Genomic DNA, 14,737 nt, shown 5'->3' on the forward strand with positions numbered 1-14,737 from the left:
TCACTCCTTCCCGAAGATCCTTTTGAGCTCCTGTTCGTGCAGGTTGCTGCCGATCAGACACAGGGAGCCGGGCTGCAAAGTACACGGAGTCAGATTCAGTTCGCCGGGCAGGTACTGTACCGTGGCAGGGCCCTTCGGCGTGCTGACAACGCCCTTGGCGCGCAGGATACTGCCCGGTCTGTCTGCTTCGGCGGCGCGGAATGCCGCCTCCAGCTCCTGCCGGGTGACCGTGCGGGAGAGAGAAAGCGTAACGGTATCGAAGGCCTCATGGGCCGAATGGTCATGGTCGCATTCCCCGTCGTGGTGGTGATGCTCGTGAGGATGGTCGTGGTGGCAGTCTTCTTCATGGCAATCCGCTGCGTGTGCGGCAGAGCCGCCAAGCAGCGCGGAGAGGTCAAGGGATTTCCAGGCTCCGGCGAAAAGCTGCGCCTTGGGGGCCATAGCAGTCAAAAGCGTTTTGGCGCGGCTGACCTTATCGGGGTTCTGTTCGGTGCGGCTGAGCAGGATCGCGTCCGCATGCCGGATCTGATCCTCATAAAATTCCCCAAAATTGTCTAAGTACATGCGGCAGCGCACAACGTCCGCCACGGTGATCTTGCGCCGTATCTGTGCCATATCCGCGATTTTTGCGGAGCGGCAGGCGCTCTCAATGTCGGATAGCTTCCCGACGCCGGACGGCTCAATGAGAATCTGCTTTGGGGAAAATTCCCGCAGCACCTCCAGAATCGCCGCCTGAAAATCGCCGGTCAGGCTGCAGCAGATGCACCCGGCGCTCAGCTCCTTGACGGCAAAGCCGCCGGAGCGGATCAGCGAGGTGTCGAGGCTGACCTCGCCAAAGTCGTTCTCAATCACCACGGTTTCCCGCGGGTCGAATACCTCCCGCAGCAAACGGTCGATCAGTGTGGTTTTTCCGGCACCCAAAAAGCCGGAAATGATGTAAATGTCAGTTTTCATTGGATTCTCCTTATGTGGGGTCACGCGCCGGCGCGCCCCCTGGCTCCAAACAGACTTTTTGCGAGCAGAATGACCACCAGCACGACAACGCCGATCAGAACGATCGTCGCGCCGGGCCGCAGCCGGGCATAGTACGACAGAAACAAGCCCGAAACGGTGAACAGCAGTGCGAACACGATCGACCAAAGCACCGTCTGGCGGTAGCTTCTGGCGATCTGCATCGCGCAGGTGACGGGGATTACCATCAGGGAAGAGATGATCAGCGCGCCGACGGTGCGGGCCGCCACCGAGACGGTAACGGCGGTCAGAATTGTAAAAATAAAGTTGACGGTTTTTACCGGAACGCCTGCCAGCCGTGCAGTGCGCTCATCCAGGGTGATCAAAAACAGCTCCCGGTACAGCACCAAAAAGCATACCAGCACCGCCGCGCTGATGCAGCAGACGAGGATCAGCTCAAAGTCGCTGATGGCGACGATGCTGCCGAACAGAAAGCTGTTGAAATTTGCGGCGCTCTTGACAAAGCTCGATAAAACGCCGGCCAGCCCAACCCCGGCCGACAGGATGATGGCGATGGAAAGCTCGGAGTATTTGGGGATCTTTTTGCGGATGGCCTCAATGCTCAGCGCGGCGGCGATGCACGCCGCAACCGCGCCCAGGATCGGGTTGATCCCCAGCACCAGACCGGCGGCAACACCAGCGAGGCTGGTATGGGACAGCGCGTCGCCCATCATTGAAAGACGCTTTAACACCACAACAATGCCGATGCAGGGGACAGTGGCCGCCAGCAGGATGCCGACCAGAAAGGCCCGCTGCATAAACTCATAGTCCAAAATGGACACCAAAACCATTCCTTTCAGTGGGGAAGTCTCAAAAACGCAGGATGCCCGCCCTGACCGGACAAGCTGGCCAGAGCGGGAAGAGCGGCATGTTGCCGCTTAAACAGAATACGTTCGATTGGTTTGTTTTGGGGGAATGGGGTGCTTGTGCCGATGCTTCATCTCGTCCAGCAGCTGGGCGTGATTCAGTTCGACCAAAGAGCCGTCCTCCAGGCACAGCACCCGGCTGACGGTATCCATCGCTCCGGCAATGTCGTGCGTAATCATAATAATGGTCAGGCCGGTTTCGCGGTTCAGGCGCCCCAGCAGCTCATACAGAGACTGCACGGTCTGGGCGTCCACCCCGGTGGTTGGCTCATCCAGAAGCATCATCCGCGGGCTTGCCGCCAGCACTCTGGCCAGCATCACCCGCTGCTGCTGCCCGCCCGAAAGCTCGCTGAGCATTCGCTTTGCGTACGGCAGCATATTCACCGATTCCAAAGCCTGGCGGGTCTGCTCGCGCTGGCGCTTTCCGCCAAGGCGCAGAAACCCGGTTTGGGAATACAGGTTCGCACGCACGATTTCCTCCGCGGTGGCGGGGAAATTCTCGCTGGCCGCCGCACCGTTCTGCGGTACATAGCCGATCTTCGGCCAGTCGCGGAAGTGCGAAAGCGCCTGTCCGAACAGCGTGATTTCCCCCTGCTGAGGAGAAAGCTCGGCTAACAGCAGCTTCATCAGCGTGCTCTTGCCCGCGCCGTTTACGCCGATGATCGCCGCGAAATCGCCGCGCTTCAATGAAAAGCTGACATCGGATAGAATCGGCTGCGAGCCGTAGGCAAAGCTGAGATGTTTGACTTCAAGAATCGTGTCCATTCTGTTCGCTCTTTTCTATTGGCTTTCTGCCGGGCCCGGCGGTAAATCAGCCGCCGTTTGCCTCGCGGATGGCCTCGAGGTTTTTCTCCATGATCGAGAAATAGTCCAGCCCCTTGGCCTTGTTTTCATCACTGAGTCCCTCTACGGGGTCCAGCACGGCGGTTTTGGCGCCGGTCGCTTTCGCGATGGTCTGCGCCACCTTCGGGTTCACCAGCTCTTCAAAAAAGATGGTAGTGATTTTGTGTTCCTTGGCGAACTCGATGATCTCCGCCATTCTGGCGGCATCCGGCTCGGAATCGGCGGAAAGTCCCTCGATCGCGACCTGATTCAGACCGTATTCCTTGCAAAGGTAGCCGAAAGCCTGGTGCGCAACGATCAGATCCTTATTTTTCAGCTCACCCGTCATTTTGCGGAACTGGCTGTCCAGCTCATCAGCTTGTGCCGCATATTTGCTGTAGTTCGCCTCGTAGGTTTCCTGATTGGCGGGATCGGCCTGCACGAACGCATTTTTGATGTTCTCCATCTCTTTCTTTGCGTTCAGCGGGCTGAGCCATACGTGCGGGTCGGTTGAGGATTCCTCCTCTTCGGCGCTTTCGCCGGCAGGACTTTCCTCATCCTCATGCTCGCTCGCTCCCTCGAGCAGAGAAATCCCGGAAGAAGCCTCTACCGCAACAAGCTTGTCATTCTGCAGGGAGTCCAGCACGCTGTCCGCCCAATGCTCCATTCCCGCGCCGTTATAAATAAAAACATTTGCATTTTCCAGCCCGACAATGTCGTTTGGCTGGGGCTCCCAGTCGTGCGGCTCCGTCCCCGGGGGAACCAGATTTGTCACTGTCACTTTATCTCCGCCGATTTTTTCGGCGAAATCCTGCATGGTGTAAAAGCTGGTGTAGACCGAAAGCTTTTGGCCTTTTCCCGCACCGGGTGCGCTTTCAACCGCAGAGCTTACAGAGCCCGTACCGCTGGCACAACCAGCCAGCAGCGCGGCGCAAAGCGCTGCGCTTACGAACCCCAGCATCCTTTTTTTCATGAAGTACCTCCTGCTGAAATCAATCGCAAATGAAATTCACTTGCATTTAGAATACGGCTATTATACCCCTCTCATCAGCAGGATGTCAAGAAAAAAAGCGGAAAAAGACATGAGAAAATACGGTTCAGATCGGCTTTACCGCTCGCAGGGGTAGCAAATTCCCCAGTCGGCCCGGATGGAATCCATCAGGCGCAGAATACGGAGCGTTTCCGCGTGGGGCATTTCAGGGCACTCAGTCTGTCCGTGCTCGATCGCATTCAAGCACGAGCGCACCTCATATTCCATACCGCTGATCTGCTCGGGACGGCGGTAAATGCCGACAGAGCAGCGCTTTTCGTCAAACACCTCGATCTGCTCGGGGTTGTTCAGGTTGTCGATGGTCAGAAAGCCCTGGCTGCCGTATACATATGCTCTGCGGTCGCTGACGGCCAGCATGGTGCCGCTGAGTACCGCGAGCTTCTGCCCGGGATGAATCAGGGACAGGCAGTTTTGAATGTCGATCCCATCGGCAGAACGGATGACGCTGGTCGAAACGCTTTCCACTTCGGTACCGAATACCAGCGCGTCCATCGTGAGCAGGTATACGCCGATGTCGAGCAGCGCGCCGCCGCCAAGGGCAGGGTCTTTCAGCCGAGGAAGGGGAGCCAGCGCGCTCATGCTGGCCTGCATTAAAAATGGCTCGCCGATGGTGCCGTCCCGGAGCAATTGGCAAAGCTGTAGGGAAAGCGGCATATACCGCGTCCAGAGCGCCTCGGTGACAAGGAGTTTCTTCTCCGTAGCCTTGGCGAATACCTCAATAGCTTCGCTCTCATTGATGGTAAAGGGCTTTTCGCACAGCACGTGCTTACCGTTTTTCAGACAAAGCAGGGCGTGTTCCCGGTGGCAATTGTTTGGGGTGGCGATGTAAATCAGGTCGATGTCCGGGTCCTGGGCCAGAGCAAGGTAAGAGCCGTAGGCTTTCGGCGCGTCATGCCGTTGTGCAAACGCGCGGGCCCGTTCCTCGTCCCGCGCCGCCGCCGCGAGCAGGCGGACCTCCGGCATACGGCTCAGGGTCAGGGCCATTTTTTCAGCGATGCCTCCGGTGCCGAGAATTCCAATGTTCCATTGGCGCATAGTTAAGTTCCTTTCCGCGCAAGGCTGTTGTAAGCCGCTTAACAATAAACGGTGTTTCGTTTTCCCGGGCTTAGCCGGGAAAGGATGGCTGCTTTGAAAGAAATCATATTTTCATTATATCATGAAACATCAAGCAAGCTGACAAACACGTAAACCGCAGATTCTGAAACCACCAAACTGATGATTCAATGCTCTCTCAGGCATCGAAAGCTTTGCTTTCGCTAATGCCGTGAGGTTATTATATCATAAATGATAAGACAAGCTTCTGAAAATGCTGTCCAAGCTCTCATAAGTACTAAGCTGATGATTCAATGCTCTCTCAGCCGTCCGAAGCTTCGTTTCGGCTTTGCGGTGTGAGGTTATTATATCATAAATGATCCGACAAATTTATGAAAATTCCAGGCGGATTTCGGAATCAATCAGACGGATGATTTCATGCTCTTTCAGACGTCCGAAGCTTTGCTTTCGCTTATTATATAGGGATAAAAGACGCTTTGCAAGGATCGGATTTTCCCTCCCGGAAATTTCCATCCATTTTCTTTTGGGGAATCACAGCGCAGGCGAAAAGAGGAGAAGCTGACCTTGTGAAATGAACGGTTGATTTGTGAATGATTGGATAAAAGAACATTAAAAAAACACATGTCCAATTGGTATTTGCATAAAAATTCTAGACAGAAACGAATTTCTCTACTATAATAGTAACATTAGAACGTCTTTTTTTAAACAAAGTATTGCTAATAAATCTCTTTTTTGTGTCGGTTTACCTCGGAAAAGCACCGGAAAAGCCCCTCTTTTTGATCTGCGGTGCGTCTTTTTATGCTTCAAAGACGGTGAAAGATTCAAAAATGCGGGACGCAGGGGAAAAAAATTCAAAAATGGAACGAAATTTTTAAAAAAGCACTGGACAAATAATGTCTAATGAGAGATAATAGATTTTGTAACAGGAATTGGATTCATATTGTGGGGAATGACTGTGCAATATGGGCTCCAGCCACATTTTTTTTCGGGATTGCTGCCTGGCGCTCCCGTCTTTTTGTTTGATTTGACACTTTTTTCGGGGGGAAGAACGCTGTTATTTTTCAAACAAAGACGGCCGCTTTTTTTGACGGAAGGGTAATGCTGTCCTGCAATTACCGGGAAGGCACGAACCGGCTGACCTGATTGACTGCGGTCAAAATCAAAATTATTGGAGGTTGACATCTAGGAATGAATTGGCACGCTGAAGCTCTAGAAAAAATTCAGGAAACCCTGAAAACGGACTTCAAGCTTGGTCTGACCACTGCGGAAGCGGATTCCCGCCTGCAGAAATATGGTCTAAATAAGCTGAACGAAAAGCCGCCCCGTACTTTCTTCCAGCGTTTTATGGATCAGATGAAGGATGTTATGATTATCATCCTGATGATCGCGGCGCTCATCTCTGTTGTTTTGAGTATTTACAACACAATGAATGGCCACGAGGCTGAGTGGATCGAGCCTATCGTTATCGTACTGATCGTCGTGCTCAACGGCGTGATGGGTGTCGTTCAGGAGAGTAAGGCGGAAGCTGCTCTGGAAGCGCTGAAAAACATGACGGCCCCCAATGCTAAGGTGCTCCGTGATGGTAAGATGCAGTCCATTCCTTCTGCTCATCTGGTTCCCGGCGACGTGATCGAACTGGAGGCAGGTGACTTTGTTCCCGCTGACTGCCGTTTGATCCGCAGCTCCAGCCTCAAGTGTGATGAAGCAGCTCTTACCGGTGAATCTGTTCCCGCAGATAAAGCAGCGACAGACGACATAAAAGAGGACGCTCCTCTGGGCGACCGCTTTAATATGGTACATTCCGGCTGCGCGGTTTCTTATGGTACGGCGAAGGCGCTTGTCATCGGCACCGGTATGGAAACCGAAATGGGCAAGATCGCCGCTCTGCTGGACGAAGAAGAGAAGGGCATGACCCCGCTGCAGCAGAAGCTGGCACAGCTTGGTAAATACCTTGGTATCCTCACTCTGGTAATCTGTGCGATCGTATTCGTTGTCGGTCTGGTTGACGTTGTCGGCCCGCTGGACGGCGAAGATGCGGTAGCCGGAATTCTTGAAATGTTTATGACGGCTGTTTCGCTGGCCGTTGCGGCAATCCCTGAAGGTCTGCCGGCGATCGTTACCATCGTGCTCGCTCTCGGCGTGCAGCGCATGGTTGAGAAAAACGCGATTGTCCGTCAGCTGCCCGCAGTTGAGACCCTGGGCTGCACTTCGGTCATTTGCTCCGATAAAACAGGTACCCTGACCCAGAACCGTATGACTCTGGTGAAGGCGTATACCGAAAAGCAGGGCGTTGTTCCGCTGGACGGCGATCTTTCTGAAGAGACCCTTTCTCTGCTGCGCCTTGGTACTCTGTGCACAGACGGTATTGTGCGCATTGAGGAAGATGGCACAGAGAAACATCTGGGCGACCCGACTGAAACCGCTATCGTAGCCTGCGCCATGCGCAACGATATCCACCGCGCAGAACTGGATTGCTCTGCACCCAGAATCGGCGAGGTTCCGTTTGACTCCGACCGTAAGCTGATGACGACCGTCGTAAAAACCGACGGCAAGATCATTGTTATCGTCAAGGGCGCTCCGGATATTCTGTTCGGCCGCTGCACCTCCGGCGATATTGAGGCGGCGACCCACGCCAACGAACAGATGGCACAGGGAGCGCTGCGCGTTCTGGCAATCGGCAGCAAGGTGATCGATGAAGAGCCCCGGCAGTACACTGCCGAAGAGTTGGAAAAGGATTTGTCCCTCGTCGGCCTGGTCGGTATGATCGATCCGCCCAGACAGGAAGTAAAGTCCTCCATCGCCGAGTGCTACGACGCCGGCATCCAGACCATCATGATCACCGGCGACCATGTAGCGACGGCTTCCGCGATTGCGAAGGATCTGGGAATCCTGCGTGAGGGCGATCAGGCCATCACCGGCGCACAGCTGCAGGCGATGAGCGACGAAGAGCTGTCCGAAAACATCAAGCATTACAAGGTCTACGCCCGTGTTACTCCGTCGGATAAGATCCGCATCGTAAAGGCGTGGCAGAATGAAGACCAGGTTGTTGCCATGACCGGCGACGGCGTAAACGATGCCCCTGCCCTGAAGGCGGCGGATATCGGCTGCGCAATGGGTATTACCGGCACCGACGTAGCGAAGGGCGCTGCCGCCATGACCCTGACTGACGATAACTTCTCTACGATCGTTACGGCAGTCAAAGAAGGCCGCGGTATTTATGACAATATCCGCAAGGCGGTTCACTTCCTGCTGTCGTGTAACCTTGGCGAGGTCGTGACCGTATTCGTCGCGATGCTGCTGTGGAAGGAATCCCCACTGATGCCCGTTCAGCTGCTGTGGATCAACCTCGTAACAGACAGCCTGCCGGCGCTTGCGCTGGGCATGGAGCCTGTTGAGTTCGACGTTATGAACCGTAAGCCGCGCTCCAAGTCCGAGAGCATTTTTGCCCACGGTGTAGGCGCTATGGCGATCGTTCAGGGCTTGATTATCGGTACGATCACGCTGGTTGCATACTATCTCGGCAGCCGTGTTATCACCCCGATCACCCCGAACGCACAGGGAATCGATATTGTACTGGGCGAGAGCATGGCGTTTGCCGTACTGGCAATCTCTCAGCTGATCCACGCGTTCAACATCCGTTCCAGCCATTCTCTGTTCAAGGTTGGTTTCTTCACCAACAAGTACATGAATGGTGCGTTCCTGGCGTCTCTGGCTTTGATGCTGGTGGTTCTGCTGGTTCCGTCCCTTAACGACGTTTTCAATGTAGACTTTATGCATATGCAGGCGTGGTCGATCGTGATCGGTTTGGCCTTTGTACCGCTGGTAGCAGTGGAAATCATCAAGGCGATTCAGCGTGCGTTTGTCAAAAAGGATTAAGCAGGATTCGTTCTATTACAATGAATCAAGAAGCTGGGTTCCATCCGGAATCCAGCTTCTTTTTTTGGAATTGAGCTCTTTCTCTAAGAAACGGGAAAGGAACAGAAAACCGTGAAAGGATTTTTAAAAAGTATTCCAATAAAAACGGTTGGCGTAAGGAAAAATATGCTATATAATAGCCTCAGCAGGCTGAGCCTGCATGCATCTTGCGGGACAGCCGAAACAGCTTCCCTATCATGAAGGGAAGCATTTTCATAAATAGTGTCTGGTATAAGCAAAAGCAAAGTTTTCTATACCAAACGGGGCATGGAATCATCGGCTGAGTGGCCGCGAGAATTTAGATGGAATTTTCGCAGGCCTGTTTGATGATTTATGATATAATAACTTCACTGCACAAACCGGAAACAAAATTTCGTGCGGTTGAAAGAGCGTGGTCCTCGGTTTAGTGGTGCCGAGCACCTGGGTGGAATTTTTATCAGCATGTTTCATATTTTATGATATAATTATCTCACGCCACAGGCAAAAGCAAAGCTTTTGCTTTCTGAGAGCATGGAATCATCAGTTTGGTGGCTGTGGAAAATTGGCGGAATTTTTTGAAGCGATTCAATTGTTTATGATATAATAACCTCACGCCGCAAACAAAAGCAAAGCTTTTGGCGGCTGAGAGAACATTAAATCATCCGCTTTGGGATTCCGGTTATTTGAGTGGTGTTTTATGAAGTTAGCTCCAAATTTATGCTATAATGAAAGATGATCCAATTTGCCCGCCAAGGCGGAAGGAGTGGAAATGATGAAAGCGTTGATTACAGGCGCCAGCTCGGGAATCGGCCGCGATATGGCCAGAATTCTGAGCCGCCGGGGGTATGATCTGATTCTGGTAGCCCGCCGCAGAGAGCGGCTGGAGGAGCTGCAGCATCAGCTTCCTTCACAGGTAAAGATCATCTGTGCCGATTTGGGACAGGAACAAGCCTGCTTTGATCTGTACGAGCAGACCAAAGAAGAGAATATTGATATTCTGATCAACAATGCCGGCTTTGGCCTTTTTGGTTCCTTTGTGGAAACAGATCTGCATCGGGAGCTGGAGCTGTTGGATGTCAACGTCCGCGCGGTGCATATCCTGACAAAGCTGTTCCTGCGCGATTTTCTCGATCGGGATTCGGGATATATCCTCAATGTGGCGTCGACTGCGGCGTTTTTGCCCGGTCCGCTGCTTTCCTCCTATTACGCGTCCAAAGCGTATGTGCTGCGGCTGACGCAGGCCATAGGGGAAGAGCTGCGCCGCCGGGGAAGTCACGTGTATATCGGGGCGCTCTGCCCCGGTCCGGTGAACACGGAGTTTGACCAGGTGGCGGATGTGCACTTCAGCGTTCGCAGCATGTCGAGCCAGCGCGTGGCGATGATCGCGATTCAGCAGATGTTCTCCCGCCAGCCGGTGATCATACCCGGCAGTACGATGAAAGCTGTGAAGGTATTGGTGCGGGCGATACCGGATGCGCTCCTGCTCCGGATATCTTATCATTTGCAGAAGAGAAAGCAGGGACCGAAATCGAATCAGGCAGAAAGGAGTGGCGCGCCTGCCGCGCCGAAACAGGAAGTATGAAAGCAAGAGTAGCACAAGAGGTGGTCTTACTGTACCGCCTGACAGAAGATACAGAGTTGGGGAAAAGTGCGATTGAGGCATTTTCCCGGGCAGGGATTCCCTGTCGGCATGTGGCGCAGGAGCAGCTGGGCGAGACCGTCGGCGCACTTGCGTCTGCGTCGCCTGAGGGGAAAAGTTACGACGGAGAGGTTCCCGAGCGCAGCGCGATGGTGTTTTCGGGCTTTACCTCTAACCGGCTGGATCAGGTGCTCAACCGCCTGCATTCGGTCGACCCGCGGAATCAGGCGATGAAGGCGGTGGTCACCGAAACAAACCGCACCTGGGCGTTTGGGGAGCTTTTGCACGAGCTGACCCGCGAGCGCGAGGCAATCCGCCGCCAGCTGCAGGAGCAGCAGGACAAAGCCAAGGCCGGGCAGGAACAGAGCGAATAAAACCAGAACGAAAAGCATTTTAAGGAGAACAATATGACGATTCTTTCGGTGAGAAAAGAGTCGAATTATGCGCAGATAGCCATCGCTTATTTTCAAAAGAATTGGGCAAGCGAAGAGAGCAAAATGGTATATGAGGATTGCATTTTGAATTGTCTCAATTCAGAATCCCCCTTACCGCAATGGTATTTGCTCTATGATGGGGAAAAGCTGATTGGCTGTGCGGGAATGATTCCAAATGATTTTATCAGCAGGATGGATCTGTATCCATGGTTATGTGCCTTGTATATTGAGGAAGAGTACCGCGGCCATTCCTATGGTTCTTTGCTGATTGAGCAAATCAAAACGGATGCCGCAGAATTGGGGTACAAGCATTTATATCTTTGCACCGATCATGTAGGCTACTATGAGCATTACGGGTTTGCGTACATTGCGCAGGGGTACCATCCTTGGGGAGAAAGCGCAAGGATCTATCAGTGCGGACTATAAACGGCCGTCGGTCTGTTGATGCCATAAAAGAACGGACAGAGCCGTGTAGAATTACCTCTTCTACACGGCTCTGTTTTCTTACTACTCTTTTATTTTACTTCAAAAACGTACGTACATTTTAAGGCCGCAGAAAAGATGGAGCCGCTGCGGACGCAATCGGCTGCGGGCAGGCCAAATGATCGAGCAGAGCGCAGAGCTGCTGTTCGTCAAAAACACAGTAATCGGCGTTGTCGCGCGCGGCGGGCGCAATCGGACGCGATCCGCCAAAGCCAATCCCTACGCTGGCCAGATGCAGCATTTCGGCATCACTGGCGCCGTCGCCGACGGCCACAAGAGGAGTGGGGAAATGGCCGACAATCTCTTTTTTGTTCAGATAATAGGAAATCCGGTCTATGTATCCGTTTCTCGTGATGGTTTTGGAAGAAAAGCAGCGGCCTTCCATTTGAAGACGCTGCAGCAGCGTTTGTGTCCATACGTCAGGGTTTTCTGTTGCCAGAAAGCAGCGTTCGCGATGAGAGCGGATCCAGGCCACCAGGCGATCATTCAGAGCGAGCTCTCCGGCGATCTTTTGGGCGTCCTCCACAGGGATTTGGCGCAGCAGTTCAATCTGCAGCCGAAAGCTTTCTTCAAAGGGGAGCAGGCCGCGTCTGGCCTGCTCGGTAATCTCAGTCGATTTTTCTTCCATTCCGATCTGCCGTGCCAATAGCGGCAGCAGTTCTTCCTGAGTGACGGTTGAATCCAGATCAAATATAAAATAAGGTTCCTGCATGAACGAAAGTCCCTCCTACGGTTGATTCTTTCATTATAGCGGAAAGAAACGGCCAAGAAAAGCGAAATGCCAGAAGATACAGCTTTTAACATTATTTACAAGCCAAAGCACCGGCCCGCTGGCTCTGGGGGCACTTTCAGGCAGTTTTTTCAAAATAAAATTCCGTAAAATACAGGCCGCCTGACGCCGCTTTTTTGGCGCCATTTTTGGGCCTGCGCAATTCCGGAAAGAAAGCTGGAAGAATTTACAGCTTGCAATGAGTTACAAAAGTGTTACAATTATGACAACTTATTACAAGCTTTTTCAAGGAGGTACATAGTATGAAACTACGTAAGGTATACGTCGCCGTATTAGCGGTTGCAATTGGTTCCACCGCTACAGTATCCGCGGTTGCTTATCAGCAGCAAGCCGTACCGACCTCGGGCGGAGTAAAATCCTGCCCCACCAGCACGGTTACAAAGAATACAAGCACACCTTCCAGTGCAGTAGAAAAGGCGGTCAGCCAGGCGCTCGCATCTGCCGGAAAGAGCACATCCTGCCCGCAGACCACAGTAAGCACCGCAGCTGCCAAGACTACCGCAGCGGCCAAGGCTTCCTCCGGTTCCTCTAACTGCAGCAACACTGCGGTGAAGGCACAGACCACCAGCACCTGCCCGACATCCTCCACGATTCCGGATCTCTCCGCTGTTTTGGATAAGGTCTCCTGCAAGCAGGCAGAAGCTGCAAAAACCACTACTGCCGGCAGCACAATCAACGTGCCCAACTGCTTCCGTCAGCTGCTGGAGCGCTGCGGCGTTTCGGTGCCCGACAGCCTGACTTCTCAGAAGAACTGCGGCAACTCCGCCTCTTCTTCCAGCAGCCAGTCGTCTTCCAGCAGCCAGACCGCATCCAGCACGCCTTCTTCGAGCACTCCGGCTTCCAGCAAGCCCTCTTCCAGCACACCCGCTTCTAGCACGCCTTCCTCCAGCCAGTCGAGCTCCAGTGCGGTTTCTTCCGCAAAGCCCTCTGACACGCTGACCTATGAGGAGCGCGTTGTTGAGCTGGTCAATCAGGAGCGTGCCAAGGTGGGCCTGAAGCCCCTGACCATGAACCTGAAACTGTCTGAGGTTGCAAGAGCAAAATCTCAGGATATGCACGATAAAAACTACTTCTCGCACACCAGCCCCACCTACGGTTCTCCGTTTGACATGATGAAGCAGTTCGGGATTACCTACCGCACCGCGGGCGAGAACATCGCCATGGGCTACCGTACTCCTGAAGCCGTCATGGAAGGCTGGATGAATTCTCCCGGACACAAAGCCAACATTCTGAACAGCTCTTATACCGAGATCGGTGTAGGCTACGTTTCTGATGGCAGCTATTGGACTCAGGAGTTCATCGGCTGATTTTCGCCAAAGGTTCGATGACGGATCAGAACCGGCCGAATCCGGTACGGTTCGCCTGAGAAAGCAAAGAACAAGTTCATCCTTTTCAAATGATAGAGGCCGCGAAGATTTTCTTCGCGGCCTCTTTTGATCAATATACAATTGCGCCGTATTTGGCGGCGGTGCGTTCGATCAGCTCCAGGTCGATCTGACAATTGGTGTCTACGATCAGCCTCCCCTGTACATAGCGCAGAGCCGCCTCCAAAATTGTGCGGCTGTCTGTGTGCACGGCCAGCGGCAGGCGGGTGACGGAGCCGAATTGAGAGAGCAGCATCACGTCGTCCAGCGTGTTCAGTTCGATCAGCGCGGCGTTCACCTGCTCGTCGTCCAGATCGATCAAATCCTCCTCCAGAGCGATGGAGCATTCGATCGGTTCGCTCAGGGTGATGTCACTGCCAAGGAAAAAGGCTTCGGTCTCCGTTGCGGACGCGTAGCAGTCCGCGTCGGCGTAATCCGATTCAAAAGAAAACGGCTCCTGCGCGCATTGGTGCAGCGCGCGCCAATGTTCGGGGGTCTGGTCACCGCCGATGCCGAGCACCGGAACCCCGGCGCGCAGCAGGGCCCGTGCCTGGTCTGCAAACTCCTCGGGCGAGAGGCCGTCGGAAGAGGGAATCGCGCACAGCGGAACCGATGCGTGAGGCATTACCTCCTTCAGCAGCGGGAGCATCTCGAGCGGAGACATCGAGCCGCCGAGACCGATGGCCTCCACACCCATGGCCTGCAGGGTGATCACAGCGGGTAAAAGCGAGCCGCCGGTGAGCGTTTTGCCGCTTTCGTCCACCGAAAGCGTGACAAAGACCGGAAAATCGGAGGTGCGCGAGGCGAGTACCGCCGCCCGCATGTCTGCCATGGAGGACTGGTTCTCGATCAGTACAAACTCCGCGCCGCTTTGCTCCAGTACGCGAATCTGATCGCGGTAGCCGTTGTAAATGTCATCAAAGTCCGCCTGCCCATAAGGGGGCACAAACAGCCCGCTGCTGCCGACCCGGGCGCCTACCGGAACCCCGAAACGCTGCGCGGCGCTGCGGGTGATCTCCAGAAGCCCCGCGTTCAGCAGGCGCACCTGCTCGCGCAAAGCTTCGCGGTGGTCGGGGCAAAAGGTGTGAGAAAAGGCGGTGGGAGCACACAGACCGCCGATTCCGGCAGCAAGCCACTCCTCCTGCTTTTTCCGCAGAAGCTCACCGTTCTGAAGCAGCCATTGCTCTGCACTCAGATCGTCGCCGGCGGAAGAAACGTGAAAATCTTCCGCGGCAGGGCCGCCCAAAAGGAAGGGCAGCCTCCAAGGAACATTCATGATGACATCCTCCTGAAATTGATCCGAACTTTTATGGTAAAAAGCGCACCATAA

12 protein-coding genes are annotated in these 14,737 nt (G+C 54.0%); 5 read left to right on the forward strand and 7 right to left on the reverse strand.

All coding sequences use genetic code 11. The annotated features are described in order from the left end of the window. The 5 genes from HMPREF1141_RS02195 to HMPREF1141_RS02215 form a co-directional block, all read right to left on the reverse strand. Entirely contained in the window at positions 1 to 954 is a 954-nt protein-coding gene (locus HMPREF1141_RS02195) for a GTP-binding protein (protein WP_009060730.1), read from the reverse strand. Positions 955 to 974: 20 nt separating this feature from the next. Further along, a complete protein-coding gene (locus HMPREF1141_RS02200) occupies positions 975 to 1,802 on the reverse strand; it encodes a metal ABC transporter permease (protein ID WP_035316412.1) in 828 nt (275 codons plus the stop codon). Between the two features lie 87 nt (positions 1,803 to 1,889). Next, entirely contained in the window at positions 1,890 to 2,642 is a 753-nt protein-coding gene (locus HMPREF1141_RS02205) for an ABC transporter ATP-binding protein (RefSeq protein WP_009060547.1), read from the reverse strand. Between the two features lie 46 nt (positions 2,643 to 2,688). Further along, complete coding sequence (locus tag HMPREF1141_RS02210) at positions 2,689 to 3,672, reverse strand: metal ABC transporter substrate-binding protein (RefSeq protein ID WP_009060699.1); 984 nt, start codon at positions 3,670 to 3,672, stop codon at positions 2,689 to 2,691. A gap of 135 nt (positions 3,673 to 3,807) precedes the next feature. Further along, a complete protein-coding gene (locus HMPREF1141_RS02215) occupies positions 3,808 to 4,785 on the reverse strand; it encodes a Gfo/Idh/MocA family oxidoreductase (RefSeq protein ID WP_009060652.1) in 978 nt (325 codons plus the stop codon). Positions 4,786 to 5,991: 1,206 nt separating this feature from the next. Here HMPREF1141_RS02215 and HMPREF1141_RS02220 point away from each other — a divergent pair. From HMPREF1141_RS02220 to HMPREF1141_RS02235, 4 genes are all read left to right on the forward strand, one after another. Next, positions 5,992 to 8,679 carry a calcium-translocating P-type ATPase, PMCA-type gene (locus tag HMPREF1141_RS02220; RefSeq protein ID WP_009060644.1) on the forward strand — a complete coding sequence of 896 codons (2,688 nt, stop codon included), beginning with the start codon at positions 5,992 to 5,994 and terminating at the stop codon, positions 8,677 to 8,679. A 790-nt stretch (positions 8,680 to 9,469) separates the two neighbouring features. Continuing rightward, a complete protein-coding gene (locus HMPREF1141_RS02225; RefSeq protein WP_035316415.1) occupies positions 9,470 to 10,279 on the forward strand; it encodes an SDR family oxidoreductase in 810 nt (269 codons plus the stop codon). Beyond that, entirely contained in the window at positions 10,276 to 10,710 is a 435-nt protein-coding gene (locus HMPREF1141_RS02230; protein ID WP_035316418.1) for a DUF3783 domain-containing protein, read from the forward strand. Before HMPREF1141_RS02225 ends, HMPREF1141_RS02230 begins: the two co-directional genes overlap by 4 nt. A gap of 33 nt (positions 10,711 to 10,743) precedes the next feature. Further along, a complete protein-coding gene (locus HMPREF1141_RS02235; protein WP_009060582.1) occupies positions 10,744 to 11,196 on the forward strand; it encodes a GNAT family N-acetyltransferase in 453 nt (150 codons plus the stop codon). A 118-nt stretch (positions 11,197 to 11,314) separates the two neighbouring features. Here the strand turns inward: HMPREF1141_RS02235 and HMPREF1141_RS02240 are convergent, their stop codons facing one another. Then, positions 11,315 to 11,965 (reverse strand): HAD-IB family phosphatase, encoded by a 651-nt coding sequence (locus tag HMPREF1141_RS02240; protein ID WP_009060512.1) that lies wholly within the window; start codon positions 11,963 to 11,965, stop codon positions 11,315 to 11,317. 320 nt (positions 11,966 to 12,285) lie between these two features. Between HMPREF1141_RS02240 and HMPREF1141_RS02245 the strand changes: the two genes are divergently transcribed. Then, a complete protein-coding gene (locus HMPREF1141_RS02245; RefSeq protein ID WP_009060711.1) occupies positions 12,286 to 13,350 on the forward strand; it encodes a CAP domain-containing protein in 1,065 nt (354 codons plus the stop codon). Between the two features lie 130 nt (positions 13,351 to 13,480). Here the strand turns inward: HMPREF1141_RS02245 and HMPREF1141_RS02250 are convergent, their stop codons facing one another. Continuing rightward, positions 13,481 to 14,683 carry a homocysteine S-methyltransferase family protein gene (locus tag HMPREF1141_RS02250; RefSeq protein WP_009060656.1) on the reverse strand — a complete coding sequence of 401 codons (1,203 nt, stop codon included), beginning with the start codon at positions 14,681 to 14,683 and terminating at the stop codon, positions 13,481 to 13,483. Positions 14,684 to 14,737 lie beyond the last annotated feature (54 nt).

The organism is Clostridium sp. MSTE9 (assembly GCF_000277625.1).
GTDB classification, from domain to species: domain Bacteria; phylum Bacillota; class Clostridia; order Oscillospirales; family Acutalibacteraceae; genus Faecalispora; species Faecalispora jeddahensis.

Coding starts and splice junctions, on each gene's coding strand:
- HMPREF1141_RS02195 (WP_009060730.1), bottom strand. CDS start 954: ATGAAAACTGACATTTACATCATTTCCGGCTTTTTGGGTGCCGGAAAA.
- HMPREF1141_RS02200 (WP_035316412.1), bottom strand. CDS start 1,802: ATGGTTTTGGTGTCCATTTTGGACTATGAGTTTATGCAGCGGGCCTTT.
- HMPREF1141_RS02205 (WP_009060547.1), bottom strand. CDS start 2,642: ATGGACACGATTCTTGAAGTCAAACATCTCAGCTTTGCCTACGGCTCG.
- HMPREF1141_RS02210 (WP_009060699.1), bottom strand. CDS start 3,672: ATGAAAAAAAGGATGCTGGGGTTCGTAAGCGCAGCGCTTTGCGCCGCG.
- HMPREF1141_RS02215 (WP_009060652.1), bottom strand. CDS start 4,785: ATGCGCCAATGGAACATTGGAATTCTCGGCACCGGAGGCATCGCTGAA.
- HMPREF1141_RS02220 (WP_009060644.1), top strand. CDS start 5,992: ATGAATTGGCACGCTGAAGCTCTAGAAAAAATTCAGGAAACCCTGAAA.
- HMPREF1141_RS02225 (WP_035316415.1), top strand. CDS start 9,470: ATGAAAGCGTTGATTACAGGCGCCAGCTCGGGAATCGGCCGCGATATG.
- HMPREF1141_RS02230 (WP_035316418.1), top strand. CDS start 10,276: ATGAAAGCAAGAGTAGCACAAGAGGTGGTCTTACTGTACCGCCTGACA.
- HMPREF1141_RS02235 (WP_009060582.1), top strand. CDS start 10,744: ATGACGATTCTTTCGGTGAGAAAAGAGTCGAATTATGCGCAGATAGCC.
- HMPREF1141_RS02240 (WP_009060512.1), bottom strand. CDS start 11,965: ATGCAGGAACCTTATTTTATATTTGATCTGGATTCAACCGTCACTCAG.
- HMPREF1141_RS02245 (WP_009060711.1), top strand. CDS start 12,286: ATGAAACTACGTAAGGTATACGTCGCCGTATTAGCGGTTGCAATTGGT.
- HMPREF1141_RS02250 (WP_009060656.1), bottom strand. CDS start 14,683: ATGAATGTTCCTTGGAGGCTGCCCTTCCTTTTGGGCGGCCCTGCCGCG.